The 19,292-nt window shown below is 60.4% G+C and carries 17 protein-coding genes and 1 tRNA gene; 10 read left to right on the top strand and 8 right to left on the bottom strand.

All coding sequences use genetic code 11. The features are described 5' to 3' along the window. Positions 1-73 precede the first annotated feature (73 nt). The 3 genes from VWZ85_RS02860 (at position 74) to VWZ85_RS02850 (ending at position 4,100) form a co-directional block, all read left to right on the top strand. Entirely contained in the window at positions 74-910 is an 837-nt protein-coding gene (locus VWZ85_RS02860) for an ABC transporter ATP-binding protein (protein WP_024098644.1), read from the top strand. Positions 911-924: 14 nt separating this feature from the next. Further along, positions 925-2,142 carry a phenylacetate--CoA ligase family protein gene (locus tag VWZ85_RS02855; protein WP_340546864.1) on the top strand — a complete coding sequence of 406 codons (1,218 nt, stop codon included), beginning with the start codon at positions 925-927 and terminating at the stop codon, positions 2,140-2,142. A 197-nt stretch (positions 2,143-2,339) separates the two neighbouring features. Further along, positions 2,340-4,100 (top strand): ABC transporter permease, encoded by a 1,761-nt coding sequence (locus VWZ85_RS02850; protein WP_416587038.1) that lies wholly within the window; start codon positions 2,340-2,342, stop codon positions 4,098-4,100. A 31-nt stretch (positions 4,101-4,131) separates the two neighbouring features. On the opposite strand, the gene VWZ85_RS02845 is transcribed toward VWZ85_RS02850, so the two are convergent. After that, complete coding sequence (locus VWZ85_RS02845) at positions 4,132-4,998, bottom strand: CobW family GTP-binding protein (RefSeq protein WP_340546862.1); 867 nt, start codon at positions 4,996-4,998, stop codon at positions 4,132-4,134. Positions 4,999-5,294: 296 nt separating this feature from the next. Between VWZ85_RS02845 and VWZ85_RS02840 the strand changes: the two genes are divergently transcribed. Beyond that, on the top strand, positions 5,295-5,837 hold the full coding sequence (locus tag VWZ85_RS02840; RefSeq protein WP_416536727.1) for a DUF2938 domain-containing protein: 543 nt from the start codon (positions 5,295-5,297) through the stop codon (positions 5,835-5,837). 106 nt (positions 5,838-5,943) lie between these two features. On the opposite strand, the gene VWZ85_RS02835 is transcribed toward VWZ85_RS02840, so the two are convergent. The 3 genes from VWZ85_RS02835 to VWZ85_RS02825 all read right to left on the bottom strand — a co-directional run bounded on the left by VWZ85_RS02835 (position 5,944) and on the right by VWZ85_RS02825 (position 7,476). Continuing rightward, complete coding sequence (locus tag VWZ85_RS02835; protein WP_340546860.1) at positions 5,944-6,960, bottom strand: Fe(3+) ABC transporter substrate-binding protein; 1,017 nt, start codon at positions 6,958-6,960, stop codon at positions 5,944-5,946. 237 nt (positions 6,961-7,197) lie between these two features. Next, the gene (gene ykgO, locus VWZ85_RS02830) at positions 7,198-7,323 is read right to left on the bottom strand and encodes a type B 50S ribosomal protein L36 (protein ID WP_008562923.1); all 126 of its coding nucleotides are present in this window, start codon (positions 7,321-7,323) and stop codon (positions 7,198-7,200) included. Positions 7,324-7,401: 78 nt separating this feature from the next. Continuing rightward, positions 7,402-7,476, bottom strand: a tRNA-Val gene (locus VWZ85_RS02825). A gap of 159 nt (positions 7,477-7,635) precedes the next feature. Between VWZ85_RS02825 and VWZ85_RS02820 the strand changes: the two genes are divergently transcribed. After that, positions 7,636-8,496, top strand: a complete 861-nt coding sequence (locus VWZ85_RS02820; protein ID WP_416587036.1) for an N-formylglutamate amidohydrolase — start codon at positions 7,636-7,638, stop codon at positions 8,494-8,496. A 14-nt stretch (positions 8,497-8,510) separates the two neighbouring features. Here VWZ85_RS02820 and VWZ85_RS02815 read toward each other — a convergent pair whose 3' ends face one another. Continuing rightward, positions 8,511-9,791, bottom strand: coding sequence for a DNA polymerase IV (locus VWZ85_RS02815; protein ID WP_416537833.1), 1,281 nt, complete (start codon positions 9,789-9,791; stop codon positions 8,511-8,513). A 194-nt stretch (positions 9,792-9,985) separates the two neighbouring features. On the opposite strand from VWZ85_RS02815, the gene VWZ85_RS02810 reads away from it, so the two are divergent. Then, positions 9,986-10,408 carry an NUDIX hydrolase gene (locus VWZ85_RS02810; RefSeq protein WP_416546635.1) on the top strand — a complete coding sequence of 141 codons (423 nt, stop codon included), beginning with the start codon at positions 9,986-9,988 and terminating at the stop codon, positions 10,406-10,408. A gap of 506 nt (positions 10,409-10,914) precedes the next feature. Here the strand turns inward: VWZ85_RS02810 and pyrF are convergent. Beyond that, complete coding sequence (gene pyrF / locus VWZ85_RS02805; RefSeq protein WP_416537826.1) at positions 10,915-11,646, bottom strand: orotidine-5'-phosphate decarboxylase; 732 nt, start codon at positions 11,644-11,646, stop codon at positions 10,915-10,917. A 323-nt stretch (positions 11,647-11,969) separates the two neighbouring features. Here pyrF and clpB point away from each other — a divergent pair, with 323 nt between their 5' ends. Then, positions 11,970-14,588, top strand: coding sequence for an ATP-dependent chaperone ClpB (gene clpB / locus VWZ85_RS02800; protein WP_416587034.1), 2,619 nt, complete (start codon positions 11,970-11,972; stop codon positions 14,586-14,588). A gap of 78 nt (positions 14,589-14,666) precedes the next feature. Here clpB and VWZ85_RS02795 read toward each other — a convergent pair whose 3' ends face one another. Then, on the bottom strand, positions 14,667-15,224 hold the full coding sequence (locus VWZ85_RS02795) for a hypothetical protein (RefSeq protein WP_416587032.1): 558 nt from the start codon (positions 15,222-15,224) through the stop codon (positions 14,667-14,669). Positions 15,225-15,311: 87 nt separating this feature from the next. Continuing rightward, positions 15,312-15,686 (bottom strand): DUF302 domain-containing protein, encoded by a 375-nt coding sequence (locus tag VWZ85_RS02790; RefSeq protein WP_416536735.1) that lies wholly within the window; start codon positions 15,684-15,686, stop codon positions 15,312-15,314. A gap of 247 nt (positions 15,687-15,933) precedes the next feature. On the opposite strand from VWZ85_RS02790, the gene VWZ85_RS02785 reads away from it, so the two are divergent. The 3 genes from VWZ85_RS02785 to msrQ all read left to right on the top strand — a co-directional run bounded on the left by VWZ85_RS02785 (position 15,934) and on the right by msrQ (position 19,015). After that, on the top strand, positions 15,934-17,427 hold the full coding sequence (locus VWZ85_RS02785) for an FMN-binding glutamate synthase family protein (RefSeq protein WP_416536723.1): 1,494 nt from the start codon (positions 15,934-15,936) through the stop codon (positions 17,425-17,427). A gap of 70 nt (positions 17,428-17,497) precedes the next feature. Beyond that, positions 17,498-18,418, top strand: coding sequence for a protein-methionine-sulfoxide reductase catalytic subunit MsrP (gene msrP, locus VWZ85_RS02780; RefSeq protein WP_416537831.1), 921 nt, complete (start codon positions 17,498-17,500; stop codon positions 18,416-18,418). Then, entirely contained in the window at positions 18,419-19,015 is a 597-nt protein-coding gene (gene msrQ / locus VWZ85_RS02775; RefSeq protein ID WP_416587031.1) for a protein-methionine-sulfoxide reductase heme-binding subunit MsrQ, read from the top strand. It abuts the gene before it with no gap. The last annotated feature ends 277 nt before the right edge of the window (positions 19,016-19,292 follow it).

Below are 19,292 nucleotides of genomic sequence, written 5' to 3'. Positions count from 1 at the left end.
CGCGCAAGGGCCGCACCCACAGACAGACCCGGAACAGGGCGACCGGGTCAGGACCGCGTGAGGACAACAACAGATGCTGGATACAGCCAAAACCACCGATGTTCAGGCAGAGACCCTGCTTGAGGTCAACAACATCGAAGTGATCTACAACCACGTGATCCTCGTTTTGAAGGGCGTCAGCCTGAAGGTGCCCAAGGGCGGGATCACCGCGCTATTGGGTGGCAATGGCGCGGGCAAGACGACAACACTCAAGGCAGTGTCAAACCTGCTGCATTCGGAGCGGGGCGAGGTCACCAAAGGGTCGATCAGCTACCGGGGCGAGCGGATTCAGGACCGCGATCCTGCCGAACTGGTCAAGAAAGGCGTCATTCAGGTGATGGAGGGCCGTCACTGTTTTGAGCATCTGACCGTTGAGGAAAACCTGCTGACCGGCGCCTATACGCGCAGCGATGGCAATGCGAACATCCAGCGCGATCTTGAAATGGTCTACAGCTATTTCCCGCGTCTGAAGGAACGCCGCCGCAGTCAGGCCGGCTATACCTCTGGCGGGGAGCAGCAGATGGTGGCCATGGGGCGCGCCCTGATGAGCCGCCCTGAGACGATCCTGCTGGACGAGCCGTCCATGGGGCTGGCACCTCAGCTGGTGGAGCAGATCTTTGAAATCGTGAAGTCGATCAATGAAAACGAAGGGGTGACCTTCCTTCTGGCTGAGCAGAACACCAATGTGGCGCTGCGGTATTCGCACTATGGTTACATCCTGGAGTCTGGCCGTGTGGTCATGGATGGCCCGGCGGCTGAGCTGCGCGAGAACCCGGATGTGAAGGAATTCTACCTCGGGATGTCCGACGAAGGACGCAAGAGTTTCCGGGATGTGCGGTCATACCGCCGCCGGAAGCGGTGGTTGAGCTGAGGCGGGGTGCTGACATGACATATTTTGACAGCCTTGAGACCCGCAGTGCAGACGCCCGTGCCGCTGATTTGGCGGAACAGCTGCCACAACAGATTGCCCGTGCTATGGCCGCGCCGGGTTATGGCGAAAGCCTGCGTTCTGTAAATGCGGCGACAATCACCAGCCCGGAGGATCTGGCGGCTCTGCCTGTGCTGCGCAAATCGGATCTGAGCAAGGCGCAGGCCGCGCATCCGCCCTTTGGCGGGTTCACCGTGAAACCGGCCAGCGGGTTTGCCCATATCTTCCAGTCGCCCGGCCCGATTTACGAACCGGGTGGTGTGGATCATGACTGGTGGCGCATGGGACGGTTCCTGCATGCGGCCGGGATCGGTGTTGGCGATGTGGTGCAGAATTGTTTCGGCTACCATCTGACACCTGCCGGGATGATCTTTGAGAACGGCGCGCGTGCGGTGGGTGCAGCTGTATTGCCTGCGGGCACCGGTCAGACGGAATTGCAGGTCACTGCGGCGCGTGACGTCGGGGCGACGGCCTATGCCGGGACGCCGGACTATCTGAAGGTGATCCTCGATAAGGCCGATGCCATGGGCGTCAAGCTGGGCTTTACCAAAGCGGCAGTGGGCGGTGGTGCGCTGTTCCCCTCCCTGCGTCAGGAATATGCCGATCGCGGGATTTCCTGTCTGCAGTCATATGCGACGGCGGATCTGGGCAATATCGCCTATGAAAGCGCGGCGATGGAGGGGATGATCGTCGATGAGCAGGTTATCGTCGAAATCGTCACCCCCGGCACCGGCACCCCGGTGGCCGCCGGAGACGTCGGCGAGGTTGTCGTCACCACGCTCAATCCCGACTATCCGCTCATTCGGTTTGCAACTGGCGATCTGAGTGCGGTTCTGCCGGGCGAATCTCCCTGTGGACGCACCAATATGCGGATCAAGGGCTGGATGGGCCGTGCGGACCAGACCACGAAGATCAAGGGCATGTTTGTACGCCCGGAACAGGTCGCCGCGCTGGTCGACAAACATGCCGAGATCGTAAAGGCACGCGTTATCGCCAGCCGTGATGGCGAGATGGATGCGATGACCGTTCAGATCGAGGCACAGGATGGGGACGAAACCGCCTTCTCGCGCTCGGTCGTGGAGGTGCTGAAGCTGAAAGGGCGCGTGGAAGTGGTCGCGCCCGGCGCCCTGCCCAAGGACGGTTTGGTGATCGAGGACCAGCGCAGCTACGACTGATCCCCTTTCCTGTGGGGACACCACCCGATCAGGGTATCTGCTGGCGCAACCGGGTTCCTCCCACCGGTTGCGCCAGTTTTTGTGACAGCAACAGCGATAGAGAGAGGCGCGGCGAATGGCTGCGCTTTGGCTTTGTCGCTGGTATTTCCGACGAAAATGATCGAAATAGAGGGCTGCACTGAGGTAGTCCCGTATCTATGCCAAAGATCACACCCATCTCCCCCACCTCCACAGAGGCCAAGCGCTCCGCCAGGGCGCCGATTTTCGATGGCGCAGCAACGGTCGGCGCCGTCCCGTCCGCGGATGCGCCTAACCGGACACGTGGGCGGCGGAAGAAACCGGGGGGGGCGCTGTTTGCGACGGTGGGCTGGGTTGTGGCTCTGTCCTGTCTGTTGCCAATGCTGGCGGTTGCGCTGGCCGCTCTGACCGGTGGCACCGATACGATCCGGCATCTTATGGAAACTGTCTTGCCGGGTTATGCCGGTACCACATTGGTTCTGGTCTTTCTGGTGGCGCTGGGAACCGGGCTGGTTGGGGTAGGAGCGGCCTGGCTGGTCACTATGACCCGGTTTCCGGGCGTGCGCGTGATGGAGGTGGTTCTGATCCTGCCGCTGGCCTTCCCGGCCTATGTGCTGGCCTATGCCTATACCTTTGTTCTGGATCATCCCGGCATCGTGCAGACCACCTTGCGACAGATGACAGGCTGGGGACCACGCGACTATTGGTTCCCGGAGATCCGCTCTGTGGGAGGGGCGGCGGTGATGCTGGTGCTGGTGCTTTACCCCTATGTCTACCTGCTGGCTCGGGCGGCTTTTCTGCAACAAAGCGCGGGTGCGTTTCTGGCGGCGCGCGCACTTGGTAATACCTCGCTACAGGCCTTTTGGCGGGTCAGCCTGCCCATGGCGCGCCCCGCGATTGCGTCCGGTGTTCTGCTGGCGGTGATGGAAACCATCGCTGATTTCGGCACGGTGAGCTATTTTGGCGTGCAGACCTTTGCGACAGGGATTTATACCAGCTGGTTTTCGCTGGCCGACCGGGCGGGTGCGGCGCAGCTGGCGCTCTGTCTTCTGGGATTTGCGCTGACGCTGGCGGTAGCGGAGCGCGCAACGCGAGGTCGTGCGCGCTATCATCATGCGGGCAAGCATCAGGCCAAGATGCCGCCGGTGGAGCTGCATGGGGCGAAGGCGGCTCTGGCCTTTGGGCTGTGCGTCCTGCCTGTCCTTCTCGGGTTCCTGCTGCCAGTGGTGATCCTGGCGCAGATGGGGCTTGAGTCGGAGCAGAACCTGCTGAGCAAACGGTATCTGGGCTTCCTGCAGAATTCAGTGACGCTGGCGACGACGGCGGCTGTCCTTACCGTGATGGCGGCGGTCTGCCTCGGCTTCTACCAACGGCTGCGTCCGGGTCGACCGTCTGCTCTTGCCGGTTACGTCTCAAGGCTCGGCTATGCGGTGCCGGGCGGGGTGATCGCGGTTGGGCTGATGGTGCCGTTTGCAGCCTTTGATAACGCTTTGGATGCCTGGATGCGGGCGAATTTCGAGATCAGGACCGGACTGCTGATTACCGGGTCGATCTGGCTGCTGGTGGCGGCCTATATGGTGCGCTTTCTGGCGGCGGCATTGGGTGCCTATGAGGGAGGGCAGGCCACCGTTCATGCCAATATGGATGCGGCTGCCCGCTCGCTGGGGCAAAGCCCGCTGGGTATGTTGCGCCGGGTTCACCTGCCTATCCTGACGCCCAGCCTGATGACGGCTTTGCTGATTGTCTTTGTCGATGTGATGAAAGAGCTGCCAGCGACGCTGATTATGCGTCCTTTCAACTATGACACACTGGCAGTGCAGGCCTACCGGCTGGCCTCGGATGAGCGGCTGGAGGGCGCGGCAGTGCCATCGCTGGTCATCATGCTGGTCGGGCTGTTGCCGGTGATTCTGATTTGCAGGCAAGTGGGCCGACGCAGCTAGGCTATCAATGCTGGCGGCGTGGCGCCGGCCTTTAGCTCTGCCACCAAGCCTCGATTTCCTCACGGGAAATCCGGGCCGCCGGGCCAAGGGCAACCAGAACGGTTTCCTCGGCATCGCAGCGCTTGGCCGAGACCTGCCGACCAACCACATGCAGCTCATAGCCGCCGCCATTGGTGAGGATAAATCCCTTCATCCGATAGATCCCGCTTGGCCGGTTTGCCAGCTTATCACCCAGGCGGCACCGATCCATCGGCTCGGCGCTGCGGTGGTGCCAGGTCGCATAGGCGTGGTGGGCGGATTTTGCAGTTGCCCTGCCAACCGGCAGCGGGACCACGTCAAACAGCAGGTCGGCAATCGGGGCGTCTTCGAGAATCGTCGGCGTGCGGGCCCCCAGCTCGTCCAGCCGGGTCATAACAGCGTCAGAAGGGGCGTCGCATTTGCTGATCAGCACCAGGTCCGCGGCACGGATCTGCTGACTGGTCTGCTCGCGCAGCAGATCGTCGTTCAGCAGATCGCAGAGGTTTTCGCCATCGGCGACGGTGATGATGCCGCCATAGGACAGCTGGCTCTCGTTCACCACGGTGTTGGCAATGGCGACCGGATCGGAGAGGCCGCTGGCCTCGATCACGATATGATCCGGGCGGCTGCCCTCGGCCAGAATACGATGCAGCGCGGCGGTCAGATCTTCGCCCAGGGTGCAGCAGACACAGCCGTTGCTCAATGCAATGGTCTGTGAGGTTCCGTCCTGCAACAGGCTTTCATCAATGTTGATGCGCCCAAAATCATTGACCAGAACGGTCAGGCGCAACCCGTGATCATCGCTCAGCAGACGGTTGATCAACGTGGTTTTTCCAGCGCCGAGATAGCCGCTGATGATGGTGACCGGAATACGTGTCATTGGTATTCACCCGATGGAGTATTGTGGTCACGCATGGCTAGTTTCTCGCTCTGCATCTGTGAATTCGACCCGAAGCTATAGGTGGTCTTTTCCAGCCCGTCCACCCACGGCGCGACGTGAGGTAAAGGACTATGGATAGCGGTCATTCGGCGGTTTTCGCGTTCGTATCGGCTTTGCTGGGGGGGTACCTCAGACAATGCAATTGGCGGCCGGCGGTCCTCAGCACCTAAAATCACTGTGACCCGAGGGTGGATGTCCCCTGCGGGAGCCAAAATCACACAAGAGGGATGGATGCCGTGTTGAACCGCAATGACTTGATAATCCGCATTGTTCTGCTGGGGGTGGGGGCAACCGCCTTCATGGATCTGTGGGCCGTCGTCGCCGATGCGCTATTTGGCGTGCCGCAAAGTAATTTTGCCGTGGTGGGGCGCTGGCTGGGGTACATGCCGGATGGGATCTTCACCCATGAAAGCATCGGCAAGGTCCCGCCGGTGGCGAATGAGGCCGCAATCGGCTGGACTGCGCATTATGTTGTGGGCGTGATTTTTGCGGCGCTGTTTGTCGCGCTAGGCGGGCAGCGCCAGCTGCTGAAGCCGGGGCCGGTTGCGCCGATTCTTTTTGGTCTGGTGACGGTGGTTGCGCCATTCTTCATCTTGCAGCCTGCCTTGGGGGCCGGAATCATGGCTTCGAACAAACCGAACCCGGACATTGCGCGGCTGAAGAGCCTGATGTCGCATTTCTCGTTCGGGTTGGGTCTCTATGTTGTCGCCTATGGCCTGTCGCGCCTCGCGCCGAAGGGTCAGCATGGATCAAGTGACCAGATTTCACCGGCAGAATAGACAGACGACTGCCGCGTTGGAAAACAAGAAAGGCGCAGGAGAGTCTCCTGCGCCTTTCCCGTTATTCGGCTGCGGTGGCTGCTCGGCCTTGCAGCGACCGGGTCAGTTACTCCCAACCCACCTGGTTGAAGATCTTCTGTGCGGTGGGGATGTTCTGCGCTACGTCCGACAGCTGCACGTCATCGGGTTTGAAGTGGCCGAGCGCCGCAATGCTGGGCGCAAGCGCAACACCCGGAACCGCCGGGTACTCATCATTGCCTGCGGAGAAATACTGCTGCGCCTGATCGGAGGCGAGGTATTCGAGGAACTTGATCGCGTTCTCCTTGTTCGGTGCGTTCACTGCAACACCGCCACCGGACAGGTTCATGTGGGCGCCTTCTGCGTCCTGCGCAGGGAAGACCCAGCCGATCATGTCACGTTCGGCGGACAGACCTTTCACGTCTTTGCGGATGGAACGGGCGAAGTAGTAGCTGTTGCCAACGGCGATTTCGCACTCGCCGGAGACGATGCCGCGCAGCTGATCGGTGTCGCCGCCCTGGGGCGCGCGGGCCATGTTGGCAACGACGCCTTTTGCCCAGTCGGTTGCGGCTTCTTCACCGTGATGCGTGACGATGGAGGCCAGCAGAGTCTGGTTGTAGGTATTGGTCGAAGAGCGGATGCAGATCTGACCTTTGTAGGCGGGATCCGCGAGGTCGAGATATGTCTTCGGCGGGTTGGCGACATCTGCCTTGTCAAAGAAGATGATGCGCGCACGCTGGGAGAAGCCGAACCACTGGTTGTCCGCATCCTGCAGATAGCCGGGAACGCGGGCTTCCAGGATGTCGCTGTCGATGGCCTGAAGGAGGCCTTCGTTCTTGGCACGTGCCAGACGCGATGTATCAACTGTCAGCAGGATATCGGCGGGGGAGTTCGCGCCCTCGGCGCTCATCCGGGCGATCAACTCGTCAGCCTTGCCTTCGATCCGGTTGATCGTGATGCCGGTGGCCTCTTCGAAGTCGGAATAGAGCCGTTCGTCGGTATCGTAGTGGCGCGAGGAGTAGAGGTTCAGCTCACCCTCGGCAGCAGCAGATGTTGCGACGGCGGCGACCAAAGCGCCTGCAAGAATGGTGGTCGATTTCAGCATGGTACTTCCCATCTATTCAAAACACTCGGGGGATCTTGGCCACTGGCGTCGAACCCGACTGATTTGCTCAGATAAAGAGTTTCACCAAAAATGCAAAGCAAAACTGACAAAAACGATCAGAAAAAGAGGTGGGCCGTTACGACCCTCTTGAGGTCACCGGCAAGAGAGGCCTGAAAACACAAAAAAACCGCATCCGAAGATGCGGTTTTCTCAAATCAGCTATGCTGCGTCTGGCGATCAGCCCTGGCGTGCTTTAAAGCGGCGCTGGGTCTTGTTGATCACATAGACACGGCCCTTGCGACGCACAACGCGGCAATCACGGTGCCGGTTCTTGAGCGAGCGGAGCGAGTTCTTGACCTTCATGGCCTATCTCCTGTTCTGCGGCGCGAACCAGCGCCTGGGTTGCGGGGCTCCGATCGTAGGACCAGAGCAATGAATTCATGGTGGGCGATACAAGGTTCGAACTTGTGACCCCTTCGATGTCAACGAAGTGCTCTACCACTGAGCTAATCGCCCATGAATACCCACGCTTTCGGCCGGCCCCAAATTGAAAGGGGCGCGGATGACCGCGCCGGTGAGGGGGTCTATAAAATGAGTCGGAGAGGGGTGCAAGAGCTTTTGACCGCAGAAATTCCGGTCTATGCTGTTTCTTGTATTTGAGCCGCCGGAGCCTGCATGTCTGACACAGTATATTTGGTGGAAATGCCACAGGAATTGCGGTCTGGGGTGGTTTTTGCCTCGCCGCATAGCGGATCGGATTACAGCGCGGCTTTTCTGGCGCAGACGATTCTCGATCCTTTGCAGCTGCGCAGTTCAGAAGACGCCTTCGTGGATGAGCTGTTTGCCGCCGCGCCGCGATTCGGGATGCCACTGCTGACCGCGCGGGCGCCACGGGCCTATGTCGATCTCAATCGATCAACCGAAGAGCTGGATCCGGCGCTGATCGAAGGCGTCATCAAACGGGGGCAGAACCCGCGTGTGGCCTCTGGCCTGGGGGTGGTGCCGCGCGTGGTGGCCCATGGGCGGGCGATCTATCATGGCAAGCTGAGCCGGGCTGAAGCAAGCCACCGGATTGCCACCTATTGGCGCCCCTACCACGTGGCTTTGCAGCAGTTACTGGACCAGGCCCGCATCGGCTTTGGCCAGGCCGTGCTGATTGACTGTCATTCGATGCCGCACGAAGCGATTTCGGCCGCAGGACGGCGGGGGGCTGGGCTGCCGGATGTTGTGCTTGGCGATCGTTTCGGCGCGGCGGCCTCGGCCGAGATCATGGACCGGGTCGAAGCGGCGTTTGTTGGCGCAGGTTTGCGGGTCGCGCGAAACACGCCTTTTGCCGGGGCTTATATCACACAGACCTACGGGCGCCCGTCACGGGCGCAGCACGCGGTGCAGGTCGAGATTGACCGCTCACTCTATATGGATGAGGCGCGGATTGAGAAAACCTCTGATTTTGCAGCGCTGCAAAAGGTGCTGTCCGATGTCATTGCCGAGCTGTCGCAGCTGAACTGTGAACCGATGCCGCTGGCTGCGGAATAAACACAGGCGGCTGTTCAGCGCAGGGCGCGACCCTTCTGGATGGCCGATTTGCCGAAGCGTTCGCGAATTGCATCCGTGGCCCGCTCCGCCTTTGCGCGCTGCCCGGCCTGTGGATCCAGAAGGTCACCGGTGATATCGGCCTGCGTTTCGGGCACCAGCTCGGAGATGCCGCAGCCAAGTAGCCGGTAGGGGCCTTCGTCGCCGACCTGATCCAGAAGCGCCCGCGCCGTTCGGTAGATCATGTCGGCAATCTGGGTCGCATCTCGCAGAGATTGCCGCCGGGTGAGGCTGCTGTGATTGGCGCGCTTCAGCTTCAGCGTCACCACCCGCCCTGCAAGCTGTCGGGCTTTGGCGCGGTCAGAGACTTTTTCGGCCAGCCGCCACAGGTGACCGTCCAGCACCTCCAGACTTGCGGTGTCCTCGTAGAAGGTGGTTTCGTTCGAGATGGATTTCACCGGCGCATTGGCCGACACCCGCCGCCGGTCCTGCCCGCGCGCGAGATGCCAGAGCCGTTCCCCCATTGAGCCGAACCGCGCGTTCAGATCAGTGCGGTCCCAGCGCAGCAAATCCGAAAAACTGCGGATGCCGGCTTTGTCGAGCGACGCCTGAGCGGCTGGGCCGATACCCCATATCAGGCGCACCGGTTTGTCTTTCAGGAAATCGGCTGTCTCCTCTTTGCCAATCACCGAGAATCCGCGCGGTTTGTCGAGGTCGGAGGCGACCTTTGCCAGGAATTTGTTGTGTGACAGCCCGATTGATCCTGTCACGCCCAGCTCGTCCTTCATGCGTTTGACCAGCCGTGCCAGCATCACCGCAGGTGGCGCACCATGCAGCCGCTGGGTGCCAGACAGATCCATAAAGGCCTCATCCAGCGACAGGGGTTCCACATCCGGCGTCAGCTCATCCATCATCGCCCGGATCTGGCGGCTGACCTCGACATAGACATTCATCCGCGGCTTTATCACCACGGCGTCCGGGCAAAGCTTGAGCGCCTGAAACATCGGCATGGCCGATCGCACACCGCGAATGCGTGCCACATAGCAGGCCGTGGAGACGACACCACGCCGCCCGCCCCCGATCACCACCGGTTTGTCGGCAAGCTCGGGATTGTCGCGTTTCTCAACGCTGGCGTAGAAGGCGTCGCAGTCCATATGTGCAATCGACAGCGAGAACAGCTCCGGGTGCGCCTTGATCCGTGGGCTCTGGCAGCTTGGGCAGCGCTTTGGATTTGGTGTCTGGCCGTTTTTTGGTTTGAGGACACCATAGGACAAGCACTCCCGGCACAGCACCTGCAGGCGCCGGGGTGAATGGCTGGGCGTCTCCAGCTCAGACGGGGCCGTGTGATCGGGCGGTATGTGCGATTGGTCTGACATGGGGCGGAGGCGTTGAGGCCGAAAGGGTCGGGGAATCTGATGGTGCTGCGGGGGCGCTCAGAGTAGCCTCTGCCACAGCAATTGTCTTTAGATCATCTGACATGGTGAGAGCAGCAATGACATTCAACGGCGCCAAGCTGGCGCTTTTCATTGGCGATAGGCTGCTGGTGATCGAGCGTGATGCCTATCCGCATATTCCCTACCCCGGCCATTGGGATTTCCCAGGCGGCGGGCGCGAAGGCGAGGAAACACCGGAAACCTGCGCGCTGCGCGAAACGGAAGAAGAGGTTGGGCTGGTCGTGCAGGAGGCGGATCTGGTGTGGCGGCAAAGCTATGAGCGGCGCAATGGTGTCGTCTGGTTTTTTGTCGCGCATCTGTCGGCCGCGCGGGAGCGCGACATTCGGTTGGGCGATGAAGGTCAGAGCTGGGCGCTGGTGCGTCCTGAGTGGTACATCGGGCATGAGCTGGCGGTGCCGCATTTTGCGGAATATCTGCAAAGCTACCTGACACGCCCCGCCAAAGCTGGTGGCATAGGATAAGGAATGCGGTATCACCCTTGGCGGATCGCCTGTCAGCGGCTGAATATCCGGGGCTGAAAAGAAAGAACCCCCGCTGCTGTAGCGGGGGAGGTGACGAACCTCAGGAAGAGCAAGGCCGTCAGGGGAGTGTCTCCCGTATAGGGTCGGTCATTTTGACCGCCGGGCAAAGGCTGTAAGGCAGGATTATGTAATTCTGCCTTTGATTGTGTGCTTTTGCGGGCACAGGACAAAAGGGCGCAATCTGCTGCGGTGAAACGCAAAATACTGTTGTAATACCGAAGGTTGACCCTAGATAATCTTGGCGTACATGTGGCAGAATTCCCGTCCGGCATGGGTCTGATGAAAAGTTTTATTTCGGCTAGATCTTTGAGTGGCGAGTGGGACTGCCCGCCGCCTTCGGGTCAATCTGACCAGAAAACCCGCCGGGCAGATCTGTGCCGACGGGTTGCCCGTGTTGAATAAGTGTAACTGATGCCGTGTGGGACGCGCCGCAGGCGGGGGCCGGTTTACCGTGGCAGACTGGCCAGAATATCTTCGGCGGCGCTGCGCGGGGCGTCTGCTGCCCAGATCGGGCGACCGACCACAATATGATCGGCGCCGGCCTCCAGCGCACTTGCTGGGGTTGCCACCCTTTTCTGATCTCCAAGCGCCGCACCGGCAGGGCGGACGCCGGGGGTGACGATCAACTTGCCTGTGGCTTCTGGCAGGGCGCGGATCAGCGCCGCTTCCTGCGGGCTGGCGATCACGCCATCGGCCCCGGCCGCGAGAGCTAGCCCCGCGCGCTCTTGTACCAGATCGGGAATGTCGCCTGATTTTATCAGGGCTTCATCCAGATCGGAGCGGTCCAGCGAGGTCAGAATGGTGACACCAAGGATCTTGAGACTTGTGCCGGCGGCACCTTCCTTGGCTGCGCGCACCACATGGGGGTCGCCATGCACGGTGAGAAAGTCGAGGTCGAACTGGGCCAGCCCCCGAACAGCGGCCTCAACCGTGGCGCTGATATCAAACAGTTTCATATCGAGGAAAATTCGTTTGCCGCGCTCCTGTTTCAGCTCATTCGCAAGCGCCAGACCACCACCGGTCAGCATCCCCAATCCGATTTTATAGAAGGAGACCGCGTCACCAAGCGTGTCGGCCAGCTGAAGCCCGGCAAGCGCATTGGGCACGTCCAGTGCAACGATCAGCCGGTCGTCGGCTTTGGCGTCAGGGGAAGAGTGGCTGGTGGAAGAAGCGGACATGAAGGTTCCTCGTCTTTTGTGCGGCGGTTCAGGCCGTGTGACGGTAGGGGTGGTCTTGGGATCGCACTGCTTTTAGTGCCGCCGCCTCGGTTGGGAAAGGGAAAAACGGGGTCGGCGGGGCGGTGGCAGGGTGCGACAAACCGATGAAGGGAGTGGCTGAATGAGCAAGCGGTTGATCTGGGTCAGGGATTTGGTGACATATTTGCCGCATAGTAGCCTTGAAGAGACGATAAGACCTCCCACATTGGACAGGAGGCCCCGACCGGGACGTGCCGCAGAGCGGGCGTCACCAGAAAAGGGGGCGCTTATATAAGGAGAGCAAGATGGACTTGAACAAGTTCACTGAACGGGCGCGTGGTTTTGTGCAGGCGGCCCAGACGATTGCGCGACGTGAAGATCACCAGCGGCTGATGCCGGAGCACCTGTTGAAGGCGCTGATGGATGATGACCAGGGGCTGGCAAGCAATCTGATCACCCGCGCCGGTGGTAACCCCACCCAGGTGGTCCAGGCGCTGGAACTTGCGGTTTCGAAGCTGCCGAAGGTGCAGGGCAATTCCGCAGACATCTATCTGGACGGCCAGACCGCCAAGGTGCTGGATGAAGCGGCCAAGATTGCCGAGAAGGCAGGCGACAGCTTTGTCCCTGTCGAGCGGGTGCTGATGGCGCTGTGCATGGTGAAATCCAAAGCCAAGGAAGCGCTGGCGGCTGGTCACGTGACCGCCCAGGCGCTGAATGAGGCGGTGAATGACATCCGCAAGGGGCGCAAGGCAGACAGTGCCAGTGCCGAAGATGGCTATGACGCGCTCAAGAAATTTGCCCGAGATCTGACCGAAGCTGTGCGCGAGGGCAAGATTGACCCGATCATCGGCCGCGACGAGGAAATTCGCCGCGCTATGCAGGTGCTGAGCCGCCGGACCAAGAACAACCCGGTGCTGATTGGTGAGCCGGGGGTTGGTAAAACTGCGATTGCCGAAGGTATGGCGCTGCGCATCGTCAATGGCGATGTGCCGGAATCCCTGCGTGACAAACAGTTGCTCTCGCTTGATATGGGCGCATTGATTGCCGGGGCCAAATACCGGGGCGAGTTTGAGGAACGGCTCAAGTCGGTGCTGACCGAAGTGACCGACGCCGCAGGCGAAATCATTCTGTTCATCGATGAAATGCACACGCTGGTCGGCGCGGGTAAATCCGATGGCGCGATGGATGCGGCCAACCTGATCAAACCGGCGCTGGCGCGGGGCGAACTCCACTGTATCGGCGCGACCACTCTGGATGAGTACCGCAAATACGTTGAGAAAGACGCGGCGCTTGCCCGGCGGTTCCAGCCTGTCATGGTGACGGAACCCACTGTCGAAGACACTATTTCGATCCTGCGGGGCATCAAGGAGAAATACGAGCTGCACCACGGTGTCCGTATCGCGGATGCGGCGCTGGTCGCGGCGGCCACTCTGTCGCATCGCTACATCACCGACCGGTTCCTGCCGGACAAGGCGATTGACCTTGTTGATGAGGCTGCGGCGCGTCTGCGGATGCAGGTCGACAGCAAGCCAGAAGAGCTGGATGCGCTCGACCGTCAGATTCTGCAGATGCAGATCGAGGAAGAGGCGTTGAAACTCGAGGATGACGCGGCCTCCAAGGATCGGCTGGATACCCTGCAGAAAGAGCTGTCGGACCTGCAGGAGAAATCCGCAGAGATGACCGCACAGTGGCAGTCCGAGCGGGACAAGCTGGCTTCGGCCCGTGAGCTGAAGGAGCGGCTGGACCGTGCGCGAGCGGATCTGGATGCAGCCAAACGTGAAGGCAATCTCGCCCGCGCAGGGGAGCTGTCCTACGGCGTTATTCCAGGTCTGGAAAAGCAGCTGAGCGAGGCCGAAGCCTCTGACCGTAACGGTTTGATGGTCGAAGAGGCCGTTCGTCCGGAGCAAATCGCCGGCGTGGTCGAGCGCTGGACCGGGATCCCGACGTCCAAGATGCTCGAGGGCGAGCGCGAGAAGCTGTTGCGGATGGAGGCGGATCTGCATGGTCGTGTGATTGGTCAGGACACTGCGGTCACGGCTGTGGCCAATGCGGTGCGGCGCGCCCGAGCCGGGCTCAATGACGAGAACCGCCCGCTGGGGTCGTTCCTGTTCCTTGGTCCGACCGGTGTCGGCAAGACCGAGCTGACAAAGGCGGTGGCTGAGTTTCTGTTCGATGATGACAGCGCCATGGTGCGCGTGGATATGTCCGAGTTCATGGAGAAACATTCGGTAGCCCGCCTGATCGGCGCGCCTCCGGGATATGTCGGCTATGATGAGGGGGGCGTTCTGACCGAGGCCGTCCGGCGCAAACCCTATCAGGTTGTTCTGTTTGATGAGGTGGAGAAGGCCCACCCGGATGTCTTTAACGTGCTGTTGCAGGTGCTGGACGATGGGATGCTGACCGATGGACAGGGGCGGACCGTCGATTTCAAACAGACTCTGATTATCCTGACCTCCAACCTCGGTGCGCAGGCGCTCAGCCAGCTACCGGATGGGGCGGATGCCGCCGATGCCAAGCGGGATGTGATGGACGCGGTGCGTGCGCATTTCCGTCCTGAATTCCTGAACCGTTTGGATGAGACGATCATTTTCGATCGCCTGGGACGCAAGGACATGGATGGCATCGTCACGCTACAGCTGGCGCGGCTTGAAAAGCGGCTTGTGGGTCGCAAGATCGTGCTTGAGCTGGATGAGGGTGCAAAGACGTGGCTGGCGGATGAAGGATATGATCCGGTGTTCGGCGCCCGCCCGTTGAAACGGGTGATCCAGCGGGCCTTGCAGAACCCATTGGCGGAGATGCTTCTGGCCGGAGATATCCGCGATGGCGACACGGTGCCTGTAAGTGCCGGTGTCGAAGGTCTGATCATCGGCGATCGCATCGGCTCCACCGATCGGCCGCGCCCCGATGATGCGGTGGTGCACTAAGCTGACATGAAGAAGGAAGGCCCGCCGATCCGGCGGGCCTCTCTATATACAGGTCTGCTCATTGCTATGCGCCGCTGTTCAATTTCTGGCCATCACGGCCGTGGCTCCTCTGCGTCGCAGGACGGTCAGGCGGGGTTCCCAGTCATACCGGGGATCCTTGGCCGTTGCGGACCAATACAACCTGCCGCCATAGCGCCATGGGTCCAGCACGATGCCGCCGTAGATATCCGCTCCCTTCGGGGCGATCACGGCGCTGCTGTGTTCAATCCGAAAGCTGTTTCTTGGCTCTGCGATGGCCCGCAGAACCGTGAGGCTTTGAAACCCTTCGCTTTGCAGCCGGGCCTGCATGTCCTCGGCGTAATGATAACAAAGGCCGCGTTGTTTGACGCCGGTATTGACGAGGGTGTTGTGCAGGATCGGTGAGGTTGTCACCTGATACTCCTGCGCAAGCGCGGTAGCGTGGCGATAGGCAATCAGCGCGGCTCTGGCCGCTTCTTCCGGATCGACTTGCGGGCCAAGTGCTTCAATCGCGTGGCGAAGCTGGCCGACCTCATTCGATTGGGTGTCCGTGCCCGGTGCGCAGGCAGCGATCATCGTGCCCGCGAGCAGCAGAAGCGAAACAAGGATGGACTTCATGCAGGATCTGTCCGCTGTCAATTTCCGTGGTGATCAGACTATCAAAGTCGGCGCCAGGAGGCAGCGGAAAAACTCAAACGATGGGTCTTACTCCTCGATTGCCTCCAGGACGATGTCATTCAGCAACGACTGGATCAGCTGCATGTCGCCATCAGGGAAAGCGCGAAAGCCGATTGTCGTGATCTCGCTGCCGGGCTGCTGTGCGACGAAGATATCGTAGGGGCAGAAGGTGATATTCATCGGATTGGCTTCCATCACCTTGCGCGACAGGCTGGCGGAGCAGAAAGAATAGACCTCGGCCTTTTGGAACAGAACGACGTCAGAGCCGACATCCTCGCGCGTCCGCTCCAGCATCTCTCCCACATGGCTGATATGATCGACCACAAACCCACGATTGGTGATCGCGCTTTCCAGCCCAAAGGTGACATCATCGAAGGCGAGATCGGTTTGATAGCTGACCATATCCGCCGTTATTGTCGGCTCGGCCGTGACAGGGAGGGATAACGCGATGAATGCCCCGTAACCCAGCCACAGAAGGCTGGCGAAGCGGCGTCCCTTGCGAAATGCAGCGGTTATTGCGGTGGATTTTGTCATGGTCCTCTCCCAATGTGATCAAAGGTGACTTGCCCGCCCGGTGGAATACACCAATTTGGTCTAGGGCGAACGGGCCGATGGGCAGCGCGTTCCATTATCATATAGGAGTTTTTGCATGGGTTTCGCGGCAAATGCCATAGAATTCCTCGCATATGCCTTTGTCTTTGCTTTGGGGGCGCTGGCATTGGTGGCTGCGGGGCTGTTTGTGGTTGATCGGGTGCAGACCGAGGACGCGGTGCGCCGCAATTATCCGGTGATCGGTAGGTTTCGCGGCCTGTTCAGCACCTTGGGAGAGTTTTTCCGCCAGTATTTCTTTGCCATGGACCGCGAGGAGATGCCCTTCAACCGCGCGCAGCGCGAATGGGTGGGACGTGCCGCAGAAGGAAAGGGGAATACCGTTGCCTTCGGCTCGACCCGCAATCTGAACGTGCCGGGGACGCCAATCTTCGTGAATGCGGCATTTCCGGCCTTGGATGAGGGCAAGGCCTGTTGCGAGCCGCGCCTGATCGGGCCAACCGCCCGTCAGCCCTATATGGCACCCTCGTTCTTCAATATCTCTGGCATGAGTTATGGGGCGCTCTCTGCACCGGCCGTCCGTGCCCTCAGCCATGGGGCAAAAGAGGCCGGTGTCTGGATGAACACAGGCGAGGGTGGTCTGAGCCCCTATCACCTGGAGGGGGGCTGCGATGTGGTGTTCCAGATTGGTACTGCCAAATACGGCGTGCGCGATGAGAACGGCGGGCTGAGCGACGAACAATTGCGCAAGGTTGCCGCCCATGATGCGGTGCGGATGTTTGAGCTGAAGCTGGCGCAGGGGGCAAAACCCGGCAAGGGTGGGATCCTTCCCGCGGCCAAGGTCACCCGGCAAATTGCCGAGATACGCGGCATCCCGGAAGGCGAGGACAGCATCTCCCCCAACCGGCATCCGGAGATTGCCAATTACGATCAGCTGCTGGATATGATCGCGCATATTCGGGAGGTCACGGGCAAGCCGGTGGGGATAAAGCTGGTGGTCGGTGCTGAGACGGCCCTGCGCGAGTTGTTTCTGAATATTGCCGCCCGCAGGGACGACAGCGCGCCGGATTTCATCACCGTGGACGGTGGCGAGGGCGGAACCGGAGCCGCACCTATGCCGTTGATTGATCTGGTTGGGATGTCTGTCCGGGAGGCACTGCCGCTGGCGTGCAATCTGCGCGATGAATACGGGCTGAAGGACCGCATTCGCCTCATCGCCTCTGGCAAGCTGGTCAATCCGGGCGATGTTGCCTGGGCGCTGGCGGCAGGCGCCGATTTTGTGACCTCGGCGCGGGGCTTCATGTTCTCTCTGGGGTGTATTCAGGCGCTGAAGTGTAACCGCAACAGCTGTCCGACAGGTATCACGACCCATGACAAGCGCCTGCAAAAGGGGTTGGTGGTCGAGGAAAAATCCACCCGCGTCGCGCGCTATGCCAAGGAGATCATCCATGAGGTGGAAACCATCGCGCATTCCGTTGGCGTGACCGAACCGCGTCAGCTGCGTCGTCGACATGTCAGGATCATGCAGGAAGATGGGCGCAGTCGGCCGATGAATGAGCTTATGCCAGGTTACAGTGCCATCGCGGAGACGTGAGAGGATATGTTTTGGACTGTGCCGCCCGCTGGCTTAGATCCTGCAGATACCCATACTAAGGAGACGCCGCATGGCCCACCGCTGGAAGAACGATCTGAGTGACGGCGACGTCACGCCTTATTCGGCTTTTCTGAACCGACGCCAGATCATGGCCGGTCTGGGCGGCGCTGCGGGGCTTGGTCTGGCGGGGTTGGCTGGCGGCACCGCACAGGCCGCAACGGAGGCGGAGCTGGAACCCAACAGCTGGGAAGACGTGACCAGCTATTGCAACTTCTATGAGTTCGGCACCGGCAAGGGGGATCCGGCTGCCTATGCCGGTCAGATGACCACCCAGCCGTGGAGCGTCGAAATCGATGGCCTGGTCGAGCGCCCGGGCAGCTACTCCATGGAGCAGATCATGGAGGCTATGACGCTTGAGGACCGGATCTATCGCTTCCGCTGTGTCGAGGCCTGGTCGATGGTGGTGCCCTGGCAGGGGTTTGAACTGGCGGATCTGCTCAATCTGGCCGGGGTGCAGGAGGGCGCGAAATACGTCGCCTTCGAAACCCTCTACCGGCCGTCGGAAATGCCCGGCACAGCCTATAAGGTGCTGGACTGGCCCTACCGGGAGGGCCTGCGCCTTGATGAGGCGCAGCATCCATTGACGATCATGGCCACTGGCATCTTTGGCAAATCGCTACCCAATCAGAACGGGGCCCCGCTGCGACTGGTGGTGCCATGGAAATACGGGTTCAAGTCGATCAAATCGATTGTCCGTATGACTCTCACCGATCAAGAGCCGCAGACCAGCTGGAACATGGCAAATGCGGGCGAGTACGGCTTCTATAGCAATGTGAACCCCAATGTGGACCACCCCCGCTGGAGCCAGGCCACCGAGCGCCGCATTGGCGGGGGGCTCTTTGCTCGCCGCGAGCCGACCCTGATGTTCAACGGCTATGAAAAAGAGGTGGCCGCGCTCTACGAGGGTATGGATCTGGCAAAGAACTTCTGAATGCAGCGCATCAACGATACAATTCGGGTCGTGCCCATCTGGCTGATCTATCTGCTGGGTGTGCTGCCCGCAGGCCTGCTGTTCTATCAGGGGCTCTCTGGCGCGCTTGGCCCTGAGCCGATCAAGGCGCTTGAGCATGAATACGGCAAACTGGCGCTTCAGCTGCTCGTCGTCACCCTCGCTGTGACACCGCTGCGTCGGCTGCTCGGGCTGAACCTGATGCGGTTTCGCCGGGCCGTCGGTCTTTTGTGTTTCTTCTATGCCAGCTGTCACCTGCTGGTCTGGCTTCTGTTGGATGTGCAGCTGCTCGGTCAGATTCTTGCCGATATTGTTAAGCGCCCATATATCACCATCGGCATGGCGGCCTTTGTTCTGATGCTGCCGCTCGCTCTGACCTCCAATAACGCTTCTGTCCGGCGTTTGAGAGGTAAATGGCGTAGCCTTCACCGGCTGACCTACCCGGCCGCTCTGTTCGGGGCCCTGCACTATGTGATGCTGGTGAAAGGCTTCCAGCTGGAACCGCTGATCTACATGGGGCTGATCCTTCTCCTGCTGGCACTCCGCCTGCCGGCGGTCCAGCGGTTGAGGCCCGCCTGAGTCGCGGTGCGAGGCGTATCTCCATCGCAGAAAGCTCCTGCCCGTGCGTATGGCGAGTCGAAACATCGCAGCGAATAGCCCTCTCGACTCGCCCGGACATGAGCGCAGACGACAGCGACTCGGAGCTGAAACCGGTTGCAGCTTTGTTCCTGCTGGGAAAATGGCCCGATCCTGCCAGGGAAATGTGGTATCCTCGATGGGGAAGTTTTCGTAAGTATCTGAAAATAGTAGGCTTTTGAGAAATTCATCAAAAACTCTCATTTTCCTGAATTTTGGT

Origin of the sequence: Phaeobacter sp. JH20_29, assembly GCF_048056175.1 — a bacterium.
Taxonomy (GTDB): domain Bacteria; phylum Pseudomonadota; class Alphaproteobacteria; order Rhodobacterales; family Rhodobacteraceae; genus Phaeobacter; species Phaeobacter bryozoorum.
Note: the sequence above shows the minus strand (reverse complement) of the source record. Positions and strands in the feature narration are given on the sequence as shown.